The 16,766-nt window shown below is 56.9% G+C and carries 15 protein-coding genes; 6 read left to right on the plus strand and 9 right to left on the minus strand.

Annotated elements, in window-relative coordinates:
* Positions 1-161: 161 nt before the first annotated feature.
* From HP564_RS12535 to HP564_RS12550, 4 genes are read right to left on the minus strand one after another with little or no spacing between them, the layout of a single operon-like run.
* The gene (locus HP564_RS12535) at positions 162-5,708 is read right to left on the minus strand and encodes an AAA family ATPase (RefSeq protein ID WP_371243487.1); all 5,547 of its coding nucleotides are present in this window, start codon (positions 5,706-5,708) and stop codon (positions 162-164) included.
* Positions 5,705-6,091, minus strand: coding sequence for a response regulator (locus HP564_RS12540; protein ID WP_371243489.1), 387 nt, complete (start codon positions 6,089-6,091; stop codon positions 5,705-5,707). Before HP564_RS12540 ends, HP564_RS12535 begins: the two co-directional genes overlap by 4 nt.
* 44 nt (positions 6,092-6,135) lie before the next feature.
* Positions 6,136-6,390: a DUF1427 family protein gene (locus tag HP564_RS12545; protein WP_371243491.1), complete on the minus strand. Its 255-nt coding sequence runs from the start codon at positions 6,388-6,390 to the stop codon at positions 6,136-6,138.
* Between the two features lie 2 nt (positions 6,391-6,392).
* On the minus strand, positions 6,393-6,644 hold the full coding sequence (locus tag HP564_RS12550) for a DUF1427 family protein (RefSeq protein WP_371243493.1): 252 nt from the start codon (positions 6,642-6,644) through the stop codon (positions 6,393-6,395).
* A gap of 421 nt (positions 6,645-7,065) precedes the next feature.
* On the opposite strand from HP564_RS12550, the gene HP564_RS12555 reads away from it, so the two are divergent.
* Both HP564_RS12555 and HP564_RS12560 read left to right on the plus strand, forming a co-directional pair.
* Entirely contained in the window at positions 7,066-7,488 is a 423-nt protein-coding gene (locus tag HP564_RS12555) for a DoxX family protein (RefSeq protein WP_371243495.1), read from the plus strand.
* Positions 7,475-9,100: an MFS transporter gene (locus HP564_RS12560; protein WP_371243497.1), complete on the plus strand. Its 1,626-nt coding sequence runs from the start codon at positions 7,475-7,477 to the stop codon at positions 9,098-9,100. Before HP564_RS12555 ends, HP564_RS12560 begins: the two co-directional genes overlap by 14 nt.
* Before the next feature lie 136 nt (positions 9,101-9,236).
* On the opposite strand, the gene HP564_RS12565 is transcribed toward HP564_RS12560, so the two are convergent.
* Positions 9,237-9,725 (minus strand): N-acetyltransferase family protein, encoded by a 489-nt coding sequence (locus tag HP564_RS12565; protein ID WP_371243499.1) that lies wholly within the window; start codon positions 9,723-9,725, stop codon positions 9,237-9,239.
* 95 nt (positions 9,726-9,820) lie between these two features.
* Between HP564_RS12565 and HP564_RS12570 the strand changes: the two genes are divergently transcribed.
* Complete coding sequence (locus HP564_RS12570) at positions 9,821-10,753, plus strand: LysR family transcriptional regulator (RefSeq protein ID WP_371243501.1); 933 nt, start codon at positions 9,821-9,823, stop codon at positions 10,751-10,753.
* A gap of 403 nt (positions 10,754-11,156) precedes the next feature.
* Positions 11,157-11,351, plus strand: coding sequence for a 4-oxalocrotonate tautomerase family protein (locus tag HP564_RS12575; protein ID WP_371243503.1), 195 nt, complete (start codon positions 11,157-11,159; stop codon positions 11,349-11,351).
* Positions 11,352-11,412: 61 nt separating this feature from the next.
* On the opposite strand, the gene HP564_RS12580 is transcribed toward HP564_RS12575, so the two are convergent.
* Positions 11,413-11,997: an NTP transferase domain-containing protein gene (locus HP564_RS12580; protein ID WP_371243505.1), complete on the minus strand. Its 585-nt coding sequence runs from the start codon at positions 11,995-11,997 to the stop codon at positions 11,413-11,415.
* Positions 11,994-13,010: an XdhC family protein gene (locus tag HP564_RS12585; RefSeq protein ID WP_371243506.1), complete on the minus strand. Its 1,017-nt coding sequence runs from the start codon at positions 13,008-13,010 to the stop codon at positions 11,994-11,996. The genes HP564_RS12580 and HP564_RS12585 overlap by 4 nt, the downstream gene beginning before the upstream one ends.
* A gap of 474 nt (positions 13,011-13,484) precedes the next feature.
* Here HP564_RS12585 and HP564_RS12590 point away from each other — a divergent pair, with 474 nt between their 5' ends.
* Positions 13,485-14,546, plus strand: coding sequence for an NAD(P)H-dependent flavin oxidoreductase (locus tag HP564_RS12590; RefSeq protein WP_371243508.1), 1,062 nt, complete (start codon positions 13,485-13,487; stop codon positions 14,544-14,546).
* Positions 14,547-14,553: 7 nt separating this feature from the next.
* Here the strand turns inward: HP564_RS12590 and HP564_RS12595 are convergent, their stop codons facing one another.
* A complete protein-coding gene (locus HP564_RS12595) occupies positions 14,554-14,883 on the minus strand; it encodes a multidrug efflux SMR transporter (protein WP_371243510.1) in 330 nt (109 codons plus the stop codon).
* Between the two features lie 158 nt (positions 14,884-15,041).
* Entirely contained in the window at positions 15,042-15,302 is a 261-nt protein-coding gene (locus tag HP564_RS12600) for a hypothetical protein (RefSeq protein ID WP_371243512.1), read from the minus strand.
* Positions 15,303-15,585: 283 nt separating this feature from the next.
* Between HP564_RS12600 and hpxO the strand changes: the two genes are divergently transcribed.
* On the plus strand, positions 15,586-16,743 hold the full coding sequence (hpxO, locus tag HP564_RS12605; RefSeq protein ID WP_371243514.1) for an FAD-dependent urate hydroxylase HpxO: 1,158 nt from the start codon (positions 15,586-15,588) through the stop codon (positions 16,741-16,743).
* The last annotated feature ends 23 nt before the right edge of the window (positions 16,744-16,766 follow it).

Here is a 16,766-nt window from a genome sequence, read left to right on the forward strand (position 1 = left end):
GGTTTCACTCTGATCGTCCAGGCCTGTTTATTGGGCTTTACATCCCCGGAGAAACCAGATGCAGACGCCAGTCGCGTTGCGGTCAACTGGCCGTAACACCGGTACGCACCCTGCTCTCTGTTGTTTTCTGACCGCGTCGGAATCGGATGGCGAGATCGGGTTCAGCTCTCCAGGGGCAACGTAAACCAGAACAGACTGCCCCCGTGCGTGCGGTTTTCTGCACTGAGCACACCGCCATGCCGCTTGATGATTTCATTGCTGATGGTCAGTCCCATTCCCATGCCTTGTGCTTTTGTGGTGTAGAACGAATCAAAGATTTTGCCGATGACCTCTTCAGAGAGTCCAGTGCCGTTATCCGCGACCTCAATACGAATCAGGTTTGACGCAGGATGAGATGAGGCAATCCGCAGCATGCGGGGACCCGGATTATCTGCCATCGCCTCAATCGCGTTAATCACCAGGTTAAGCAGCACCTGCTGAATCTGCACGCTCTCGCAAAACACGCCATCCTCTTTTGCCGCTAAATCCAGCTCCAGCGACACCGAGCGCCGCTCCAGTTCCAGACGCGACAGCACAATGATCTCCCGGGCAATAAGATGAAGTTTTGCCGATGCAAACGCATTGTTCTGGTTACGTGTGAGCGACTGGAGGCTGCGAATAATATTCCCGGCGCGCTGTCCTTCGCGAATAATCTCATCCAGGCTGTGGCAGGCATTTTCCAGGTGCGCAGGATCGCGCTTTAGCCAGCGCTGGCTTGCACCGGCGTTGGCCACGATCGACATCAGCGGCTGATTAATCTCATGAGCAATGGATGAGGTCAGCTGGCCAACGGTGGTGGCGCGGGCTACGCGGGCAAGGTCCGCCTGGGCGATCCTGACGGCATCCTCCGCCTGTCGCTGTGCGGTGATATCCGTCAGTGTGCCAAAGTATTCGGCTACGTCCGGCCAGTTTTCATTGGGTTCGCCAATCCCTTTAATATACCGGCATTCGCCATCATCGCGGATGATGCGAAACTCCGCCTGCATCACCTCTCCCTTGCGTGCCCAGTCGTCTATCTGCGCTTTCAGACAGGGAAGATCGTCCGGATGCACGCGGCGCTGAAACTCGGCCATCGAGGTCGTCAACTGGTGATCGGGCAACCCCATAATGCGTTTATATTCATCAGAGATATACTGAATGTCGGGTTCAATGAGCCAGTGCCAGGTGCCGGTATGGCTGATTTTTTCGCCGAGCATCAGCGATGTCTGACTGGCGCGAAGCTGCTTCTCTATATTGCGCCGCTGGATGTTTTCTTCCACCAGTTCGGCGTATAAACGAGCCGTCTCCAGTGAGACGGCAGCCTGTGCGCCCAGCATGGCAACAATTCTGGAGTGATCGGCGGTAAACACATCGGGCATCAGACGATTTTCCAGATAAAGTACCCCGACCATTTGCGCCTGCCTGAACATGGGCACGCACATCACCGCAGCACCGGATGCAACAAGATAGTTATCCTGACTGAACGGGCTGAATTCATCTGGCTTCCCGGTGCGGATCTCCTGCCCGGTGCGGATCACCGCAGAGAGCACCGAAAGAGGAAGATCGGTCGCCACAGGCAGTTCGCGCACGATTTTTACCTTGACGCCTTCCGCGGTGGTAGAGGCTCTGGCCTGAATTTCAGGGACATTGCCCTCTGTCAGGCGTATCAGCATGCAGTGCTGCGCCCCGGCCCGCTCGACCAGCATCATCATCAGTATGTGGATCAGCCGATCGAGATTGATCTCCTCTGTCAGCGCGCGCATAACGGTCATCATGCTTTGCAGATCGCCCGTCACCGGACTTTGCTCAAACGACACGGTACTCAGCGCTGTTTGCATGCTATGGCTTGCCAGGGCTGGATAGTCCGATTCCAGCTGGTGAACTTTTGCCTTTGCGCCCCAGCGTTCCCATGCGGTGATGGCCCCTTTAATATAGGCATCTCCGGCAAAAGCCATACCTCTTGCATAGGCCAGACGCGCAGCCAGCTCACAGGCTAGCCCGTTGATATGCGGGAACTGCCCCTCACGTGACAGCGCAATCGCTTTTTCAAACAGTTCGAGTGCCTGTGCCGTATCCTCTCCTTCAAGGCGACAAAGCTCAGCACGCAGCAGCGCCTCCTTGTCAGCAAAAGTGTTGCTGTTTTCACTGGACCAGAGAGCGATTCGGTCAAGGTGAGGTTGCAGCGCCAGTCGTAAATCGCGGGTCATGCTCCCGGCGGCGCGTGGCACCGTCAGAGCGAGCGCGCTGTAAAGATGGTAATCGAGCATATGAATATGCCCGGGGATGAATGCAGTAAATCGCCCTGCCTCCTCGAACCCTCGGCAGGCAACAGCATATTCACCAGCAAAAAAGTAAGCCATGGCTTTGTAAAGCCGCGACCAGAACTGCATCAGGAACATGGGCTCGACGGTCAGTTCTGGCTCCAGCACAGGCGGCGTGAAGTTGTCGCCGCTAAAGGTGTTCCCGTGCGGTTTACGCAGAAACTGCACATAGTCCTGTTGCATGCTCAGGATCGCCTCAACATCCCGATACTGTGCCTTTCTGACGAACAGCAGCCCGCGCGTGATTGCGGTGTGGACGCCGTCAAGATGATCGCCTCTGGCAAGAAAATTCATGATCATATGGCGCAGTGCCAGACAGGCGGAGGTTCGATCGCCCGTTTCGACGCCAACGTCAAAGGCGGCTTTTGCCCGCTCAATGGCGTAGCTCAGCGGCATGGTCCAGACACTGACCTGATCGAGCGGCAGCAGCGTGCGCGCTTTGAAGCTGACAAAGTTATGTTTATAAACCAGTTCGCGCGCCAGTAACGAACTGGCGAAGCCGCGGCTGTACTCCGCATACTGGTCGCCGCAAACCACGCCATACCATGCGAGCGCCAGCGTAGAGGCGCCGCTCAGGCCATGCGCCATCGACAGGTGCAGCAGCTTGCAGAGGATCATAAAGTGCAGGCGGGGATGGATAAATGCTGCAAAGGTGCTGGCGCTTGCCAGCAGGTTCATCACCGCTTCCGTATTTTTAGAGTCCACCGGGCCCAGTGAGCGGAAACGGACGTAGGGATTTTTGCCTACGTCTTTTTTGAGGGCGATTCTGGCCGCGTCGCATTCTTGCTGGGTCGGATGACGATTGAGGTGAATACCCAATGCGGCGAGCCACGCCAGCGCCGTTTCCAGCGCCAGCTGGCTGTCAGACTGGCGCAGATGAATTTCTGCAATCAGGCAGGCGGCACCGGCTTTATCTGCTACCTCGCCCGGCGATGCGTGAATGCGGGCGCAGAGTGCCAAAGCCAGAGGCAGATCCCCGTTAAGAAACACACACTCCGCCTCTTCCAGCAAAAACAGGGCGGTTTCATCCTGCTCCGCTTCAGCAAGGATCGCGCGGGCCGTCTGCAGATAGCGTAACGCAGAGACATAGTCACCACTGGCTTTTGCCCGCTGGCTGGCACGAAGCATCAGCTGACTGAATCCTGATCTGTCGTGCATCAGGCGGGCACCGTTTTTCACAGAGAGCAGATGGTGAGCAGCCCTGAAGAGCAGCGTGCTGGCGTGATCGCGTGTGGACTCACGCATAAAATAGCAGGCCGCTGCATAGTGAAACGCCTCCTGCTCATTTTCATCAGGAAGCCTGAGCGCGGCCTCATGCATGCTGTCGTGCCTGAACGCATACCCCGCCTTGTTCAGCGTGATAAACCTGGCGGTGACGGCTGGCAACAGTGACAGCGCGATCGCCGCCACGTCGTCCCCAGTGATGCCGTTAAGGGTCTCCAGCTCCCCCGTGCTTCCCAGGAGTGCGAGCTGGCCCAGCATCTGTCGGGTGCGATGCGGCAGTGAAGAGAGGTTCAGCAACACGCTGGCCGCGACGTTGGCAGTATAGTGGCTGTTTTCCAGCGCGCGCAAATCACAGCTCCATCGGGATGAGGCACTGTACGTGATCAGGCCATCGCTCACCGCCTGCCGGAAAAACTCAAAGGTCGCCAGGGGGTTCCCGTCGGTTTTTTCATGGATCAGCTTCGCCAGATCGGCCGTCGCCGCGCTGCGGGTGTGAAACCGCCCTGCCAGCCAGTCAGCAATGCGCTTTTCGGACAGCGGTTGCGGGGTAATGTCGGTGATACGCGCAGCGCGAGTGCGTAGCTGGTTCAGGTGGGTAGCCATCGCGGCGCAGGCTAAAGAATCGTGATCTCGATGTGTGATCACCAGCAGCATGGGGATCTCTTCGCTCAGGCCCAGCAGGTTCTGTAGCAGATTCAGCGTCGCCTGATCGGCCCAGTGAAGATCGTCAATCAACATGACCAGTGGCCGCCCTGGCGCGGTAAATGCCCTGACCAGGTTGCAGGCGACCTGATTGACACGCTCTCTGGCATCCAGGGCACGAGAATGTGCCTGTACGGCGGCTTTCTGTTCAAGCAATATGCCCAGCTCGGGAACCAGACTCACGGCCAGCCCTGCGTGATCGCCCAGCAGGCGTAGAATATGCGATTTCCAGCGCGCCATCTCCTCCGCCGGTCGACCCAGCACCTGAAGCGTCAGCGTTCTGAACGCGGCGGTAAAAATGGCATAGGGTAACACGGGCGAGTACGGGTCCGCCTTTACCAGCGTAAGCAGCGCGTTTTTATTGCGTAGCAGTCGGAGCGACGACGCGATCAGCGATGACTTCCCTGCCCCTGGCACGCCGGCTATCGCGACCAGACGGTGTTTACCGCTCAGGCTGACCTCATCAAAAGCAGCCACTATCTCACTCGCCTGAGGATGCTCGCTGAAGAGCGCATCGGTAGCGTGATGCTCAGGCTGCATATCCTGCGTCCCCAAAGGGAACGCTGCGATCGTGCCGTCCGGCATCAGATTTGCAGCGCAGCGACGCAGATCGGCCACCACACCCTCCGCACTCTGATAGCGCTGCTCAGGCGATTTAGTCAGCAGCTTGAGTATCAGGGAGGAAAGCACCTGCGGGACATCCTGTCGTATAAGATGCGGCGGTACCGCTTCTGAAGCGATGTGGTGATGAACCCACTCTGCGTAGCTGCCCTCAAGGTTCCCGTAAGGCAGCCTGCCGGTTAGCAGCTCGTACAGCACAATCCCCATACTGTATAAGTCACTGACGCGGCTGACCGGATGCGTCGAACGTGACGTATGCTCTGGCGACATATAGGCCAGCGTTCCGCCCGCTACCGGCAGGCGCGGCTGCTGCAAAGGGTTATGAAGTATTGACAGACCGAAACCGCCCAGCTGCACGCAGCCGTCATCGGAAAGAAAGAGGTGCGCAGGCTTGATATCCCCATGCACCAGTCCCTGCTGATGCACCCGGCTAAGCGAGGCGCAGAGCCGGGCAGCCAGCAAAAGAAAATCAGCCAGGGTGCCGGGTGGCTCAGCGAGCACGTCTGCCAGCGTACGCCAGGTGAACGTGCTGTAAATCAGCGCATAGCGCCCCTGATAACTGCTGTACTTCAGCGGCGTAAGTGACCCACTGGCGGCCAGCCGATCGCGCAGTGCAAATTCATTTTTCAGCCGCTGTGTCACGGGTAAAATTGAGGCCTCATTACAGGCGGTGGTCAGCACAAAGGTTTCACCGGTAACGGTATGCCGACACAGCAGCCAGTCGGTATCGCTTTCCTGCGCCAGCAACGTAAACGTCATTTCTCCGGAGAGCAAAAGCTCATCGGTCTGCCTGCTCTCCTGCGCCAGCGTTGAGTCCGTCATGGATGTGCCGCCTTAAGCAAGAACTGCTGGCGGATATGCTCAAACAGGGTGTCAATTTCAACGGGCTTTGATAAAAAGGCGATGGCCCCCAGGTTGATGGCATAGCGCAGCATGGCCTCATCACCGTTTCCGGAAATGATGATACCCAGTGGGTTTTCGATTCGACGGGTAAGATTGATGAACAGCTCAAAACCATTCATGCCCTTGAGCTGCACATCAATGATAAAAAGCGCGGCATTCGCCATCGCTGCTTCATCGCAGAGCAGAGATTCCGCCGATTCAAAGGCGTCGGTCAGATAGCCTTCGGACTGAAGCAGATTGGTCAGCCCACTGCGGACAGAACGTTCGTCATCAACGACGACAATGCGCTGCGACAGCTGCATGCGGTTTTCCTTACATAAAACTCAGGCCTGGATCAGGCATGTCTTCAGGAGGGTCTGTCTCCTGAGGTTGAGGAGGTATCACCAATCTTATGGTGATATTCATGACGAAACCAGCGCAGGCTGACCGGCTGGCGCGCGATCAGGCATTTGATGAGCGGAATAAGGTGTTCACCAGCCTGCATACCCAGCAGGCCTACCAGAGCAATTACCGGCGGTGCCGGGGAGTTGACGTCGAGGATGGCATAAATCACGCCAGCCAGTACGCCAGCGGCCAGCGAAAGGGAGTAGCGCTTCAACATGGTCAGCCCGCCTCTTTCGTTGCCGGGGAGAGCGAAACGGGTTGCTGCGTTACCACCGCCTGCGTCTGATCGTGTGACGGAATGGCGGCGGATGATGCCGTGTGCAGCAGCTTACCGCCTAACGAACTGCCAATTACCATCCCCAATAGCCCAACCAGCGCAACCGCCGGCGGTGCGGGTGACTGAATCTTCAGCAGCGCATAGATCAGGCCAATCAGCATGCCTGCACCGAGAGAAATAAGTAATGGATGCATCGCATCTCCTGGAAATAGCCGTCCGGCACCGAAGGCCAGAGAGTAAACTGAATAATGGCGTTAACAGACGCCCTGTCCGCTGAGCAGCACCCTGCTGCTGTGGCTGTTGCGAGGGTCACTGTCTGAGCACAGTGTAAGAATCTTTCCGTTTTCAGACTATTATCTTCAGGGATAACTATACGAAGGTATACCTATCCCTTTGTATAACTAGACGCTTCCCGATCCGCCTGATCATAATCCTGCCATTCCGCTATCCTGCTGACCCAGCAGGACAATGATCTGTCCACGGCGCTGATGGCCGTGTCAGGTCCCTTGTCTCAGGAGAATGTATGGTGACATCTGGTAAAGCCGACCGAATGCAAGCGCAGATCGCAGGGATCGCGCGCAGCGTATCGAGGCAACGTCGGGAGGGAAAGCGATCATGACGCGTCTCTACTCTCAGCCGCCCCGCATTGATGCAGGGTTATTTTTCCTGCGTTTTACCGGCTGCCTGCTGTTATTGCACGTGCACGGTCTGCCAAAAATATTCCACTTCAGCGAAGAGCTGACACATATTGAGGATCCGTTTGGTCTCGGCCCCTGGGTGAGTTTACTGTCCGCCATTGTTGCTGAGGTCATCTGCCCGCTGTTTATCCTGGTTGGCGCATTTACCCGCCTGGCCTGCCTGCCCATTATTGCCGTACTGCTGGTCGCGATGCTGTTTGTGCATCCCGACTGGAGTATTGCAGAGGGCCAGTTTGGCTGGCTGCTGTTAATTATCTTTACCACGCTGGCGATCGCCGGGCCAGGCCGGTGGCGAGTCGGTGCAAGCCAGTCCCGCGAGGTACGCTATGGCGCAGGTTAACGATATTCACGACGTCACCCCGGAAAAAGAGAGCCTGCCCGCTGTGACCGCCTCACCCTGGCAGCCGCTACGGCAGCCGGTTTTTCGCCTGCTCTGGATCGCCACGGTAGTATCCAATATCGGCTCGTGGATGAATGACGTCGGCATTAACTGGACGATGCTGACGCTCAGCGCCGATCCGCTCAGCGTGGCGCTGGTGCAGGCGGCCAGCAGCCTGCCTATGTTCCTGTTTGCCCTGCCTTCTGGCGTACTGGCTGACATCATTGACCGACGAAAATACCTGCTCTTTTCGCAGCTGTGGGTGTTTATCGCGGCGGCGGGTCTGACGCTGCTCTCTTTTACCGGGCACGTGACGCCGCTGGTGCTGCTCATTGCCGCCTTCCTGATGAGTGCAGGTGCTGCCATGAGTTCACCGCCGTTTCAGGCGATTGTGCCGGAGCTGGTGGAAAAGCGGGAGCTGGGCCCGGCGATCGCCCTGAACTCACTGGGCATTAATATCAGCCGCGCCATTGGTCCTGCACTGGGGGGACTGATCCTCTCTTTCGCGGGTCCCTGGATGGTTTTCCTGCTTAATGCCCTCTCTGTGCTGGGGGTGGCGTGGGTACTCTATCGCTGGAAAGAAGCGCCCAGCGTGCAGCGTCTGCCGCCCGAGCATTTTTTTTCGGCGGTACGGGCCGGTATTCGCTACGTGCACGCGGCCCCGGTGCTGCGCAACGTTCTGGTTCGTACCCTCGCCTTTTTTATATTCGGCAGCGCTGGCTGGGCGCTTCTGCCGCTGGTTGCCCGCCGGGAGCTTGGCTTAGGCCCTGGTGGATACGGCATTATGCTGGCCTTTATCGGCGTAGGCGCGATCTGCGGAGCGGTGCTGTTGCCTCGTCTGCGCAAACGCTTTAACGCTGACCAACTGATGGTGCTGGCAAGCCTGCTGTTTGCTGCCACCCTGCTCGCGCTGGCGTTTGTGCGGCATATCTGGCTGCTCAATGCGTTTGAGTTTTTCACCGGTTTCGCCTGGATTGCGGTCCTCTCAACCCTGAACCTCGGCGCGCAGCGCAGCGCCGCCAGATGGGTGAAAGCGCGTGCGCTGGCGGTTTACCTGACGGTGTTTTTTGGCTCAATGACCGTGGGCAGTGCCATCTGGGGGCAGCTTGCCTCTCACTATGGCATTCCGGTGTCACTCTGCGTGGCGACCGTGGGTATGGTGCTGGGCTCGCTGACCGTGTTGCGCTGGCGCCTGGATAAGGATCCCGATCTGAATCTTGATGTCAGCGAGAGCGGCGAGCCCGTTCCGACGCTGGATATCGATCACGATCGTGGGCCGGTTCGGGTGAGCTATGAGTATCATATCCGTCAGCAGGACGCGCATGATTTCATTCTCTGTATGCAGGATATGCGTCGCGTTCGCCGACGCGGCGGTGCCATCAACTGGGCTGTTTATGAAGATATTCTGCAACCCGGCATATTTGTAGAGACGTTTGTGGTGGGATCCTGGATGGAGCATCTGCGCCAGATTGAACGCTACACCATGAATGATCAGAAGATACAGACACGCGTTTATGCCTTTCACCAGAAGCCGGACATGCCAGTAGCACGCTACCTGGTCGCCCCGGAGTAATGTCATGTCCCCTGATAAAAGGCTGCCTGCGGGCAGCCTTTTTGATGACCTTTTATCCGAACCGCGCCTGTAGTCTCTCCGACACGCTGGCCATACCTGTCGATATTTGGCGTCGCCAGCACGTCGGGCCTGGCGATCAGCTGAGTTCGCGCGACGCGAACCGCTCCAGTGCCGGTCCATCAAGGCGATAGCGTACCCACTCGCTCAGCGGAAGCGCATCGATACTGTGATAAAACGCTTTCGCCGACGTATCCCACTCCAGCGCATTCCATTCAATACGGCTACAGCAGCGGCTGACGGCCAGCTGCGCAATATACTGCAGTATCGCCTTGCCGGCGCCGCGCCCGCGATAATCAGGCGTAAAATAGAGATCTTCCATGTTCAGGCTGTGGCGTCCCAGCCAGGTTGAAAAGCTCATGGAAATCACACAATAGCCAGCAATGTGGCCGTCGATTTCGCAGATATAGGCTTCGGCATTGGTTTTCTGAGAAAAAAGAGATCGTCGGATCTCATCGATATCGGGCGCAGCCTGCTGCGGCGTTTCACTGTAGACGGATAATCCGTTAATCATGTTATAGATGGCATCCATATCGTCCGGGGTGGCCTGCCGAATAATAACCGTCATACGTTTTTCTCTGTTGAGGGCAGATTGATGAGAGCCATAATAATCGCTATCCTTCAATGAATTAAGTGCAATAAAATCAATTAAAGGTGAATTTCATGCATCATGTTCTGCGACGTCTTGACCTTAACCTGTTGCCAGTCTTTGATGCGGTTTACCGTCATCGATCTGTGCGGCTGGCAGCAGCAGAGCTTGCAATGAGTACCTCCGCGCTAAGCCATGCGCTGACGCGCCTGCGTGATTTTCTGAACGATCCCCTTTTTTACCGCGAAGGACATAAGATGTGCCCCAGCGTCTATGCTGAGCAGATTGCCCCTGAGATAGCGGCGACGCTGTGCGCGCTGAACCAGCGGCTGAGCCCGGTACATCCCTTTGAGCCGCAGAAAAGTAGCGAGACCTTTCGCATCGCCGTCACCGACTACACGGCCTTTTGCATCTTTCCGACGCTGATGAAAGAGCTCGAAAGCCGTGCGCCCGCTCTGCGCTTTGAGCTCTGTCACCTGCCCCATAATCCCGCGCTGAATGAACTGCTTGCCGGTGAGGTTGACCTGGCATTGAGCTTCAGCGAGCCGGACGACGTCATCCACCAGGATCTGGATGAAGTGGAGCTATTCAGCGATGAATTTGTGGTGATCGCCAACGGCCGCCGCCAGAGCCTGACGCTCGATGACTATCTTGCCGCAGGCCATCTGGTGGTCACGCCCTGGAATGAAAAAAGAGGCTTGCTGGACCCGCATCTGGCCCAGCTGGGGCTGGAGCGACGCATCGTTATTAAAACCCCGTCAATGCTCAGTTCCCCTTACATCATTGCTGAGAGCGAACTGCTGATGGCAATCCCTTCCTTTGTGGCCGGCAAAATGGCCGATTTAACGCAGGTGAAAACCTTTCAGTTACCCTTTTCTGCCCCACCTTTTACGGTAAAAATTTACTCTCATAAACGAAGTGGTAAAAAAGCCTCTGCTGACTGGCTCAAAGGCGTGATCGCCGAGTGTGTTAAGCCGCAGGAAAGCACTGCCCCCCTGGTCGCGTGAGCCTGTGCAGAAGCGCGTCTGGCCGGTAGTCACTACAGTGCCAGACTCACCGGTTTCGCCCTCAGCTCTCCGGCCTGCGCCAGCCTGACGCCGTGAGTTACAGTCGCGGTATCACTGGTTATACTGAATTTGCCAGAGGGGAGCCATTCCCTGTTTACAGCAATGTAAAAAGGGCGCGACGGATGAGAGAGACAGGCTGTTGAACAGGAACAACACGTTTGTTGCCATTCAGTCTCTCGACGTCACGTTTTCTGCTGGTGTCATACACGAGGATGAAACGTATCGGATACTGTGCCGATAATCAGAATTTGCCGGAAACGTCCCTGTGCGGGTAAAAACCGGCGACACGCGGCCGGCTGTGACAGACTAAGCTGCGATTATTGCTAACAAAGGAGATAACAGGATGCCTGAGATTGTGGTGCATGCGGTAGAGGGTCGCTCTGCCGAGCAGAAGAAAAACCTGATGGTAAAGATTACGGATGCCGTGGTGGAAAGCTTTGGCGTAGATCGCGATGTGGTGGTGGTGTCTATTATTGAAACCAAAGCCACTGACAAAGCGCGCGGTGGCATCCCTTACAGCGAACGTAATAAGACGTGATTTCGCTACTGGCGGGGATGGTGCGCTATACCCGCCCCCGACCCGCCAGTGCGTCCTGACCTTACCGGCTACCGGCTGCCATCAGGCTGTTGAAACGGATTAAATCGGCCTCGGTATCAATATCCTGCACACACCCTGTATCCTCTACCTCAACGGCATGACACAGCGTGTGCTGTAACAAAGCGCGTGCGCCCGTGTCCCCTTGCAGCTCAGACAGAGCCTGATAAAAGCCGCGCTGAAAGCCGACAGGATGACCGGGTTGCCCGTGCACCACCGCACGCGCCAGCGGTGAATGGTGCAGTGCGGCAGCCACGGCCAGCAAACTTCCTGAGGCGATAAAAGGCATATCGCCCAGCGTAATCAGCCAGCCATCATAGGCTGCGCTGGCTTTTACTCCGGCGGCGATAGAGTCACCCAGTCCTTTGCTGTCGCAGATCACCCTCTGGCCAGCGGTAATTTGTGCATGAATAGCAGCATCCTCTGGCCGGGTCACGACAAACAGGTCCAGTCCTGTTGCCGCTGCCTGCTCCAGACTGTGTTGTAAAACGGGTTTACCGTTCAGCAACGCCAGCAGCTTATGTTTCCCCGTGTTTTGCCGGAAACGGCGGCTGAAGCCAGCCGTCATCATCAGGATCGCAATCCTCACCCCAGGCCTTCCTGTGCCATCAGCGGCTCCACCGGCGCTTCGGCCGGGAGCGCGCAGCCATTTTTATGACGCACAATGTCGGCCAGAACGGAGAGCGCAATTTCCGCAGGGGTTTTACTGCCAATATCAATGCCAACCGGTGCATGAATGCGGCTAATCTGTTCGGGCCGCAAATCACCATACTCACCCAGCCTGGCTTTTCTCCTCATGCTGTTCTTTTTTGACCCCATCGCGCCGATATAAAAAGCGGGCAGATTGACTGCTTCCATCATGGTCAGGTCGTCAATGCGAGGATCGTGAGTAAGCGACAGGATCGCCGTGCCGGCGTGGCAACCCTCGCGCTCCAGATACACGGCGGGAAACTGTTTAATCAGGATAACGTGGCTGTCCAGTGAAGCAGTCATATTATCCAGAACGTCTTCACGGTGTTCGCACACCACGGTTTCAAAGCCGAGCGCGACGGCAAAATTAGCGCAAAAAAGCGCCACGCTCGAGAGTCCGCCAATCACCAGCCGTGGCGCAGTTGAGAGCGTAAGCGTAACGGTTGCGCCGTCCCGGCTGGTGAGCGTGCGGCTGGTATAGGTCGCCGGTGAAATCGAATAGCAGGGATGCGGCAGGATAATTTTCTTTTTAACCGCCGTTGCCGCCGTCAGAGCATCGTGCATCTGTTGCAGGTAGGCGATGCTGGCCTCGCCGGGCGGGAGTTTCTCTACCAGAATATCGAGCACACCACCGCAAGGCAGCGCCCTGTCCGGCTCAAAACCGCCCTCACCGTAGCGCACCACCTGACTGGCCGCAGAAAAGGCGTCCTGGCGAATACGCTCAATGAAGCTCTCTTCCACACAGCCGCCCGAAAGTGAACCACAGTGGTAGCCCCCTTTCCTGATAACCATCATCGCGCCAGGCGGGCGCGGTGACGATCCATAGGTCGAAAGCACCGTGCAGAGCCACACCTCATGCGCGCTGACCCACTGCAATCCCGCGCTTAACACCTGCATATCAAGGTTGTGCATGACCTGCTCTCTCCGGCAACATGCGCCCGTGCAACCTCAGGCGCTCAAAAAACACAGAATTCCGGCTTGTTTTACCGGCGTAATCGCATACAGGCGGCTGGTTATTGTTACGGCAATGTGTGATAACCCTATGCTGCCCGCTACACAGATCATAAAAGTTAGTCCGTCTGGCGCAAATGTGACAGTTCGCGGGCGCTTTTTCTCTTTAACTGGTTGAAATAATGGCAGCGCCGAAGTCTGACGGTGAAAATTTAGGGTTTATTCTGTATGATGTAACTAATGACATTCCCTCCTTGAGGGATGTGTTGTAGAACAGGTTCGCGGCAGGCGTTCTCTCCCTCCTTAATGACCGGCATCACTCTGAAGGCGTTAACGCTGTTTTGTTGGCAGCGCCGCAAAGTCTGGCACGGGTGTTGCGTTTTGCCTGACACGACGCGATGCTGTTTGCGGTTATTTCCACCAGCAGGACTGATTATGGACAACCGCCTCTGCCAGGCGCTTCAGCTGAGCTTTCCTTTGATTCAGGCGCCGATGGCGGGCGTATCGACGCCCGAACTGGCCGCAGCGGTCAGCAACAGCGGCGCACTGGGCTCCGTTAGCGTCGGCGCGTCAGATCCCTCCCGGGCGCGACTCATGCTGACGCAACTGCGTGCCCTGACCCGTGCACCCTTTAACGTTAACCTCTTTTGCCATACGCCACCGTTGCGCGATGCAGCGCGTGAAAACGCCTGGATCGCACGCTTCAAACCGCTGTTCGCCCGGTTTGGCGCCACACCGCCCGCTTCTCTGGAGGAGATATACCCCTGCTTTCATGCCGGCTCCCCCATGGCTGAAGTGATCCTGCATGCTGCACCTGCGGCGGTAAGCTTCCATTTTGGTTTGCCTGAGCAGGCGTTTATCGACCAGTTGAAACAAAACGGCATCGTAACGCTGGCCAGCGCCACCTCGGTGGATGAAGCACGCCAGATAGCCGCCGCAGGCATCGATTTTATCGTTGCACAGGGCATTGAAGCAGGCGGCCATCGCGGCCTTTTTGATCTGGAAAAGGCGGATGCGCAAATGAGTACCCTGACGCTGGTTCAGGCGATTAAGCGCCATAGTCACAGGGCCGTGATTGCCGCCGGCGGCATTATGGATGGTCAGGGGATCGCCGCAATGATGCGGCTGGGCGTTGCCGGGGTCCAGATGGGCACCGCGTTTATTCTTTGTCCGGAGTCGGCGGCAAGCGAGGCGTGGCGTTCAGCGCTGAAAAGCGATGCGGCTGCCTTTACCGAACTCACTGCTGCTATTTCAGGACGACCTGCGCGCTGCATCAGTAACGCTTTTTGTCAGTTTACGCGGGACGTGAGTCCTGATGCTATTCCTGCCTATCCGCTGGCCTACTCGTTAGGCAAGGCGCTTGCTGACGCGGCCGCCGCTCAGAATGCGCACGGGTTCGGCGCGCAGTGGGCGGGTCAGGGAGCGATGCTGGCGCGGGAGATGTCAGCACATCAGCTGGTTAATACACTGAAAGCGGAATATCACGCCGCGCAGTAGCTGTTACTCAATGCCCGACGGTTTTAGAAAACAGATTCACGACCAGCACGCCCGCGATAATCAATGCCAGTCCGAGCATGGCGGGCAGATCGAGCTTCTGCTTAAACACGATCCAGCCTACCGCTGAGATCAGCACAATGCCGACACCGGACCAGATGGCGTAGGCAATACCGGTCGGCATGGTGCGCAGCACCAGCGTCAGAAAATAGAACGCGATGATATACCCCGCCACCGTCACCACTGACGGCCACAGTCGGGTAAAAGACTCGGAGGCTTTAAGGCTGCTGGTGGCGATCACCTCTGCCACTATGGCGATAAACAGATAAACGTAACTCATAACCCTCATTCTTAAGCAGAGAGATTGCCGCACAGCTATATCGGTACGGGTGACGGAATGACCTATTTTAATTGAGGAAATCAAAGAAAGGGAAACGGCAAGGGAGTGGTTTGATATGAATCAAAAAACGGCAAACCTGTCGATCTGCCGTTTAAGATTTACCGACACTGGCTGGCACAATTCTGCACGCAAATTTGCGTCTGACTGCTACAGGAACCGTTTCCCCGCGTATTGCAGTGGGAACGTTCTACATAACAATTCTGCTGACAGCTGGCGAGATCGCACTTTGCCGCAATCGGCGTAAGCTGGGCAACCGGTGTCCGTTGGGCAAAGATCGTTTGTGAGGCTGTCGGCTGCGCAATTGCGCTGTGTCCCAGCAGCATGGTGCTCAACAGCAGTATGGCATAAGGCAGTTTCATTCTGATGCTCCCCCGAATTCAACACAGGCTAAGTATGGCTGGCAATGCGCTAAACGTCTTAACGCGTTGCGCAAAAGCCTCCAGCCATCACACTCTTGCCCGGCCTGAAACAAAGGATTCAGACCAGAAAAATCGCACTAAAGTAGTGCATCTTACGCGCCTCCTTGCACACTTTCGCCCCCTTTCCATCTGCGATCGACGCTGACCACCGCATCAGGAGGGATTCTCATGGTTGGTACAAAAGTTGCAGCTTCTACAGTCTAAACAAGGAGAGGAGCACCTCATGAAAGCGATTGTAATTGGCGGCGGCATCGGCGGTATGAGCGCGGCGATTGCACTGGAAAAGGCGGGTTTTACCACTGCGGTGTTTGAAGCCGTAAAAGAGATGAAACCCGTAGGCGCGGCCATCTCTGTCTGGCCTAATGGCGTTAAATGCCTGAACACCCTGGGCCTGAAAGCGCAGCTACGCGCGCTGGGTGGCAATATGGCTTATATGGCCTATCAGGACTTTGCCAGCGGTACGACGTTAACGCGCTTCAGTATGGATCCGTTGATCAGACAGGTGGGTGAATACCCCTACCCGGTGGCACGTGCCGAACTTCAGGCCATGCTGATCGACAGCTATGGCCGTGAACGCGTGAGCTTCGGCAAGCGCGTGACGCAGGTGACAGAACAGTGCGACGGCATCACCGCACATTTTGATGACGGCTCAACGGCGCAGGGTGATTTTCTGGTCGCCGCTGACGGTGCGCACTCGGTGATCCGCCACGCCGTGCTGGGCGAACAGGTTGAACGTCGCTACGCCGGTTATGTGAACTGGAATGGCCTGGTGACGATTGACGAGTCGCTTGCGCCCGCCAATCAGTGGACCACCTTTGTCGGCGAAGGCAAACGCGTCTCCTTGATGCCGGTAAGCCAGAACCGCTTCTATTTCTTCTTTGATGTGCCCCTGCCGAAAGGTCTGGCGGAAGATCGCACTACGGTGAAAGCCGATCTGCGTCGTTACTTTCACGGCTGGGCAGATCCGGTGCAGCGGCTGATTGACGCCCTCGATCCCGCTACCACTAACCGCGTGGAGATCCATGATATTGAACCCTTTAGCCGCTTTGTCAGGGGCCGCGTGGCGCTGCTGGGCGATGCGGCACACAGCACGACACCCGATATTGGTCAGGGCGGCTGCGCAGCCATGGAGGATGCTGTCGTGCTGGCCAACTGCCTGGCTGCCCATTCACTGAGCATTGAGGATGCGCTGCTACGCTATGAGGCGCGTCGGGTAGAACGCACGCGTGACCTGGTGCTGAAGGCACGCAAACGCTGCGATGTCACCCACGGCAAAGATCCCCAGGCGACCTCGGCCTGGTATCAGGAGCTACGCCAGGAGACCGGCGCACGCGTGCTGGCCGGGATGTGTGAAACCATTGAAGGCGGCCCGCTGGGATAAAAAAAGCGGGCACTACGCCCGCT

Source organism: Pantoea sp. KPR_PJ, from assembly GCF_041386365.1.
Taxonomy (GTDB): Bacteria; Pseudomonadota; Gammaproteobacteria; order Enterobacterales; family Enterobacteriaceae; genus Pantoea.

Excerpts from the sequence above, each read along its gene's own strand:
- HP564_RS12540 (WP_371243489.1), bottom strand. The coding sequence starts at position 6,091 with ATGCAGCTGTCGCAGCGCATTGTCGTCGTTGATGACGAACGTTCTGTC.
- HP564_RS12535 (WP_371243487.1), bottom strand. The coding sequence starts at position 5,708 with ATGACGGACTCAACGCTGGCGCAGGAGAGCAGGCAGACCGATGAGCTT.
- HP564_RS12600 (WP_371243512.1), bottom strand. The coding sequence starts at position 15,302 with ATGAAACTGCCTTATGCCATACTGCTGTTGAGCACCATGCTGCTGGGA.
- HP564_RS12575 (WP_371243503.1), top strand. The coding sequence starts at position 11,157 with ATGCCTGAGATTGTGGTGCATGCGGTAGAGGGTCGCTCTGCCGAGCAG.
- HP564_RS12550 (WP_371243493.1), bottom strand. The coding sequence starts at position 6,644 with ATGCATCCATTACTTATTTCTCTCGGTGCAGGCATGCTGATTGGCCTG.
- HP564_RS12565 (WP_371243499.1), bottom strand. The coding sequence starts at position 9,725 with ATGACGGTTATTATTCGGCAGGCCACCCCGGACGATATGGATGCCATC.
- HP564_RS12570 (WP_371243501.1), top strand. The coding sequence starts at position 9,821 with ATGCATCATGTTCTGCGACGTCTTGACCTTAACCTGTTGCCAGTCTTT.
- HP564_RS12555 (WP_371243495.1), top strand. The coding sequence starts at position 7,066 with ATGACGCGTCTCTACTCTCAGCCGCCCCGCATTGATGCAGGGTTATTT.
- HP564_RS12560 (WP_371243497.1), top strand. The coding sequence starts at position 7,475 with ATGGCGCAGGTTAACGATATTCACGACGTCACCCCGGAAAAAGAGAGC.
- HP564_RS12595 (WP_371243510.1), bottom strand. The coding sequence starts at position 14,883 with ATGAGTTACGTTTATCTGTTTATCGCCATAGTGGCAGAGGTGATCGCC.
- HP564_RS12585 (WP_371243506.1), bottom strand. The coding sequence starts at position 13,010 with ATGCACAACCTTGATATGCAGGTGTTAAGCGCGGGATTGCAGTGGGTC.
- hpxO (WP_371243514.1), top strand. The coding sequence starts at position 15,586 with ATGAAAGCGATTGTAATTGGCGGCGGCATCGGCGGTATGAGCGCGGCG.
- HP564_RS12545 (WP_371243491.1), bottom strand. The coding sequence starts at position 6,390 with ATGTTGAAGCGCTACTCCCTTTCGCTGGCCGCTGGCGTACTGGCTGGC.
- HP564_RS12590 (WP_371243508.1), top strand. The coding sequence starts at position 13,485 with ATGGACAACCGCCTCTGCCAGGCGCTTCAGCTGAGCTTTCCTTTGATT.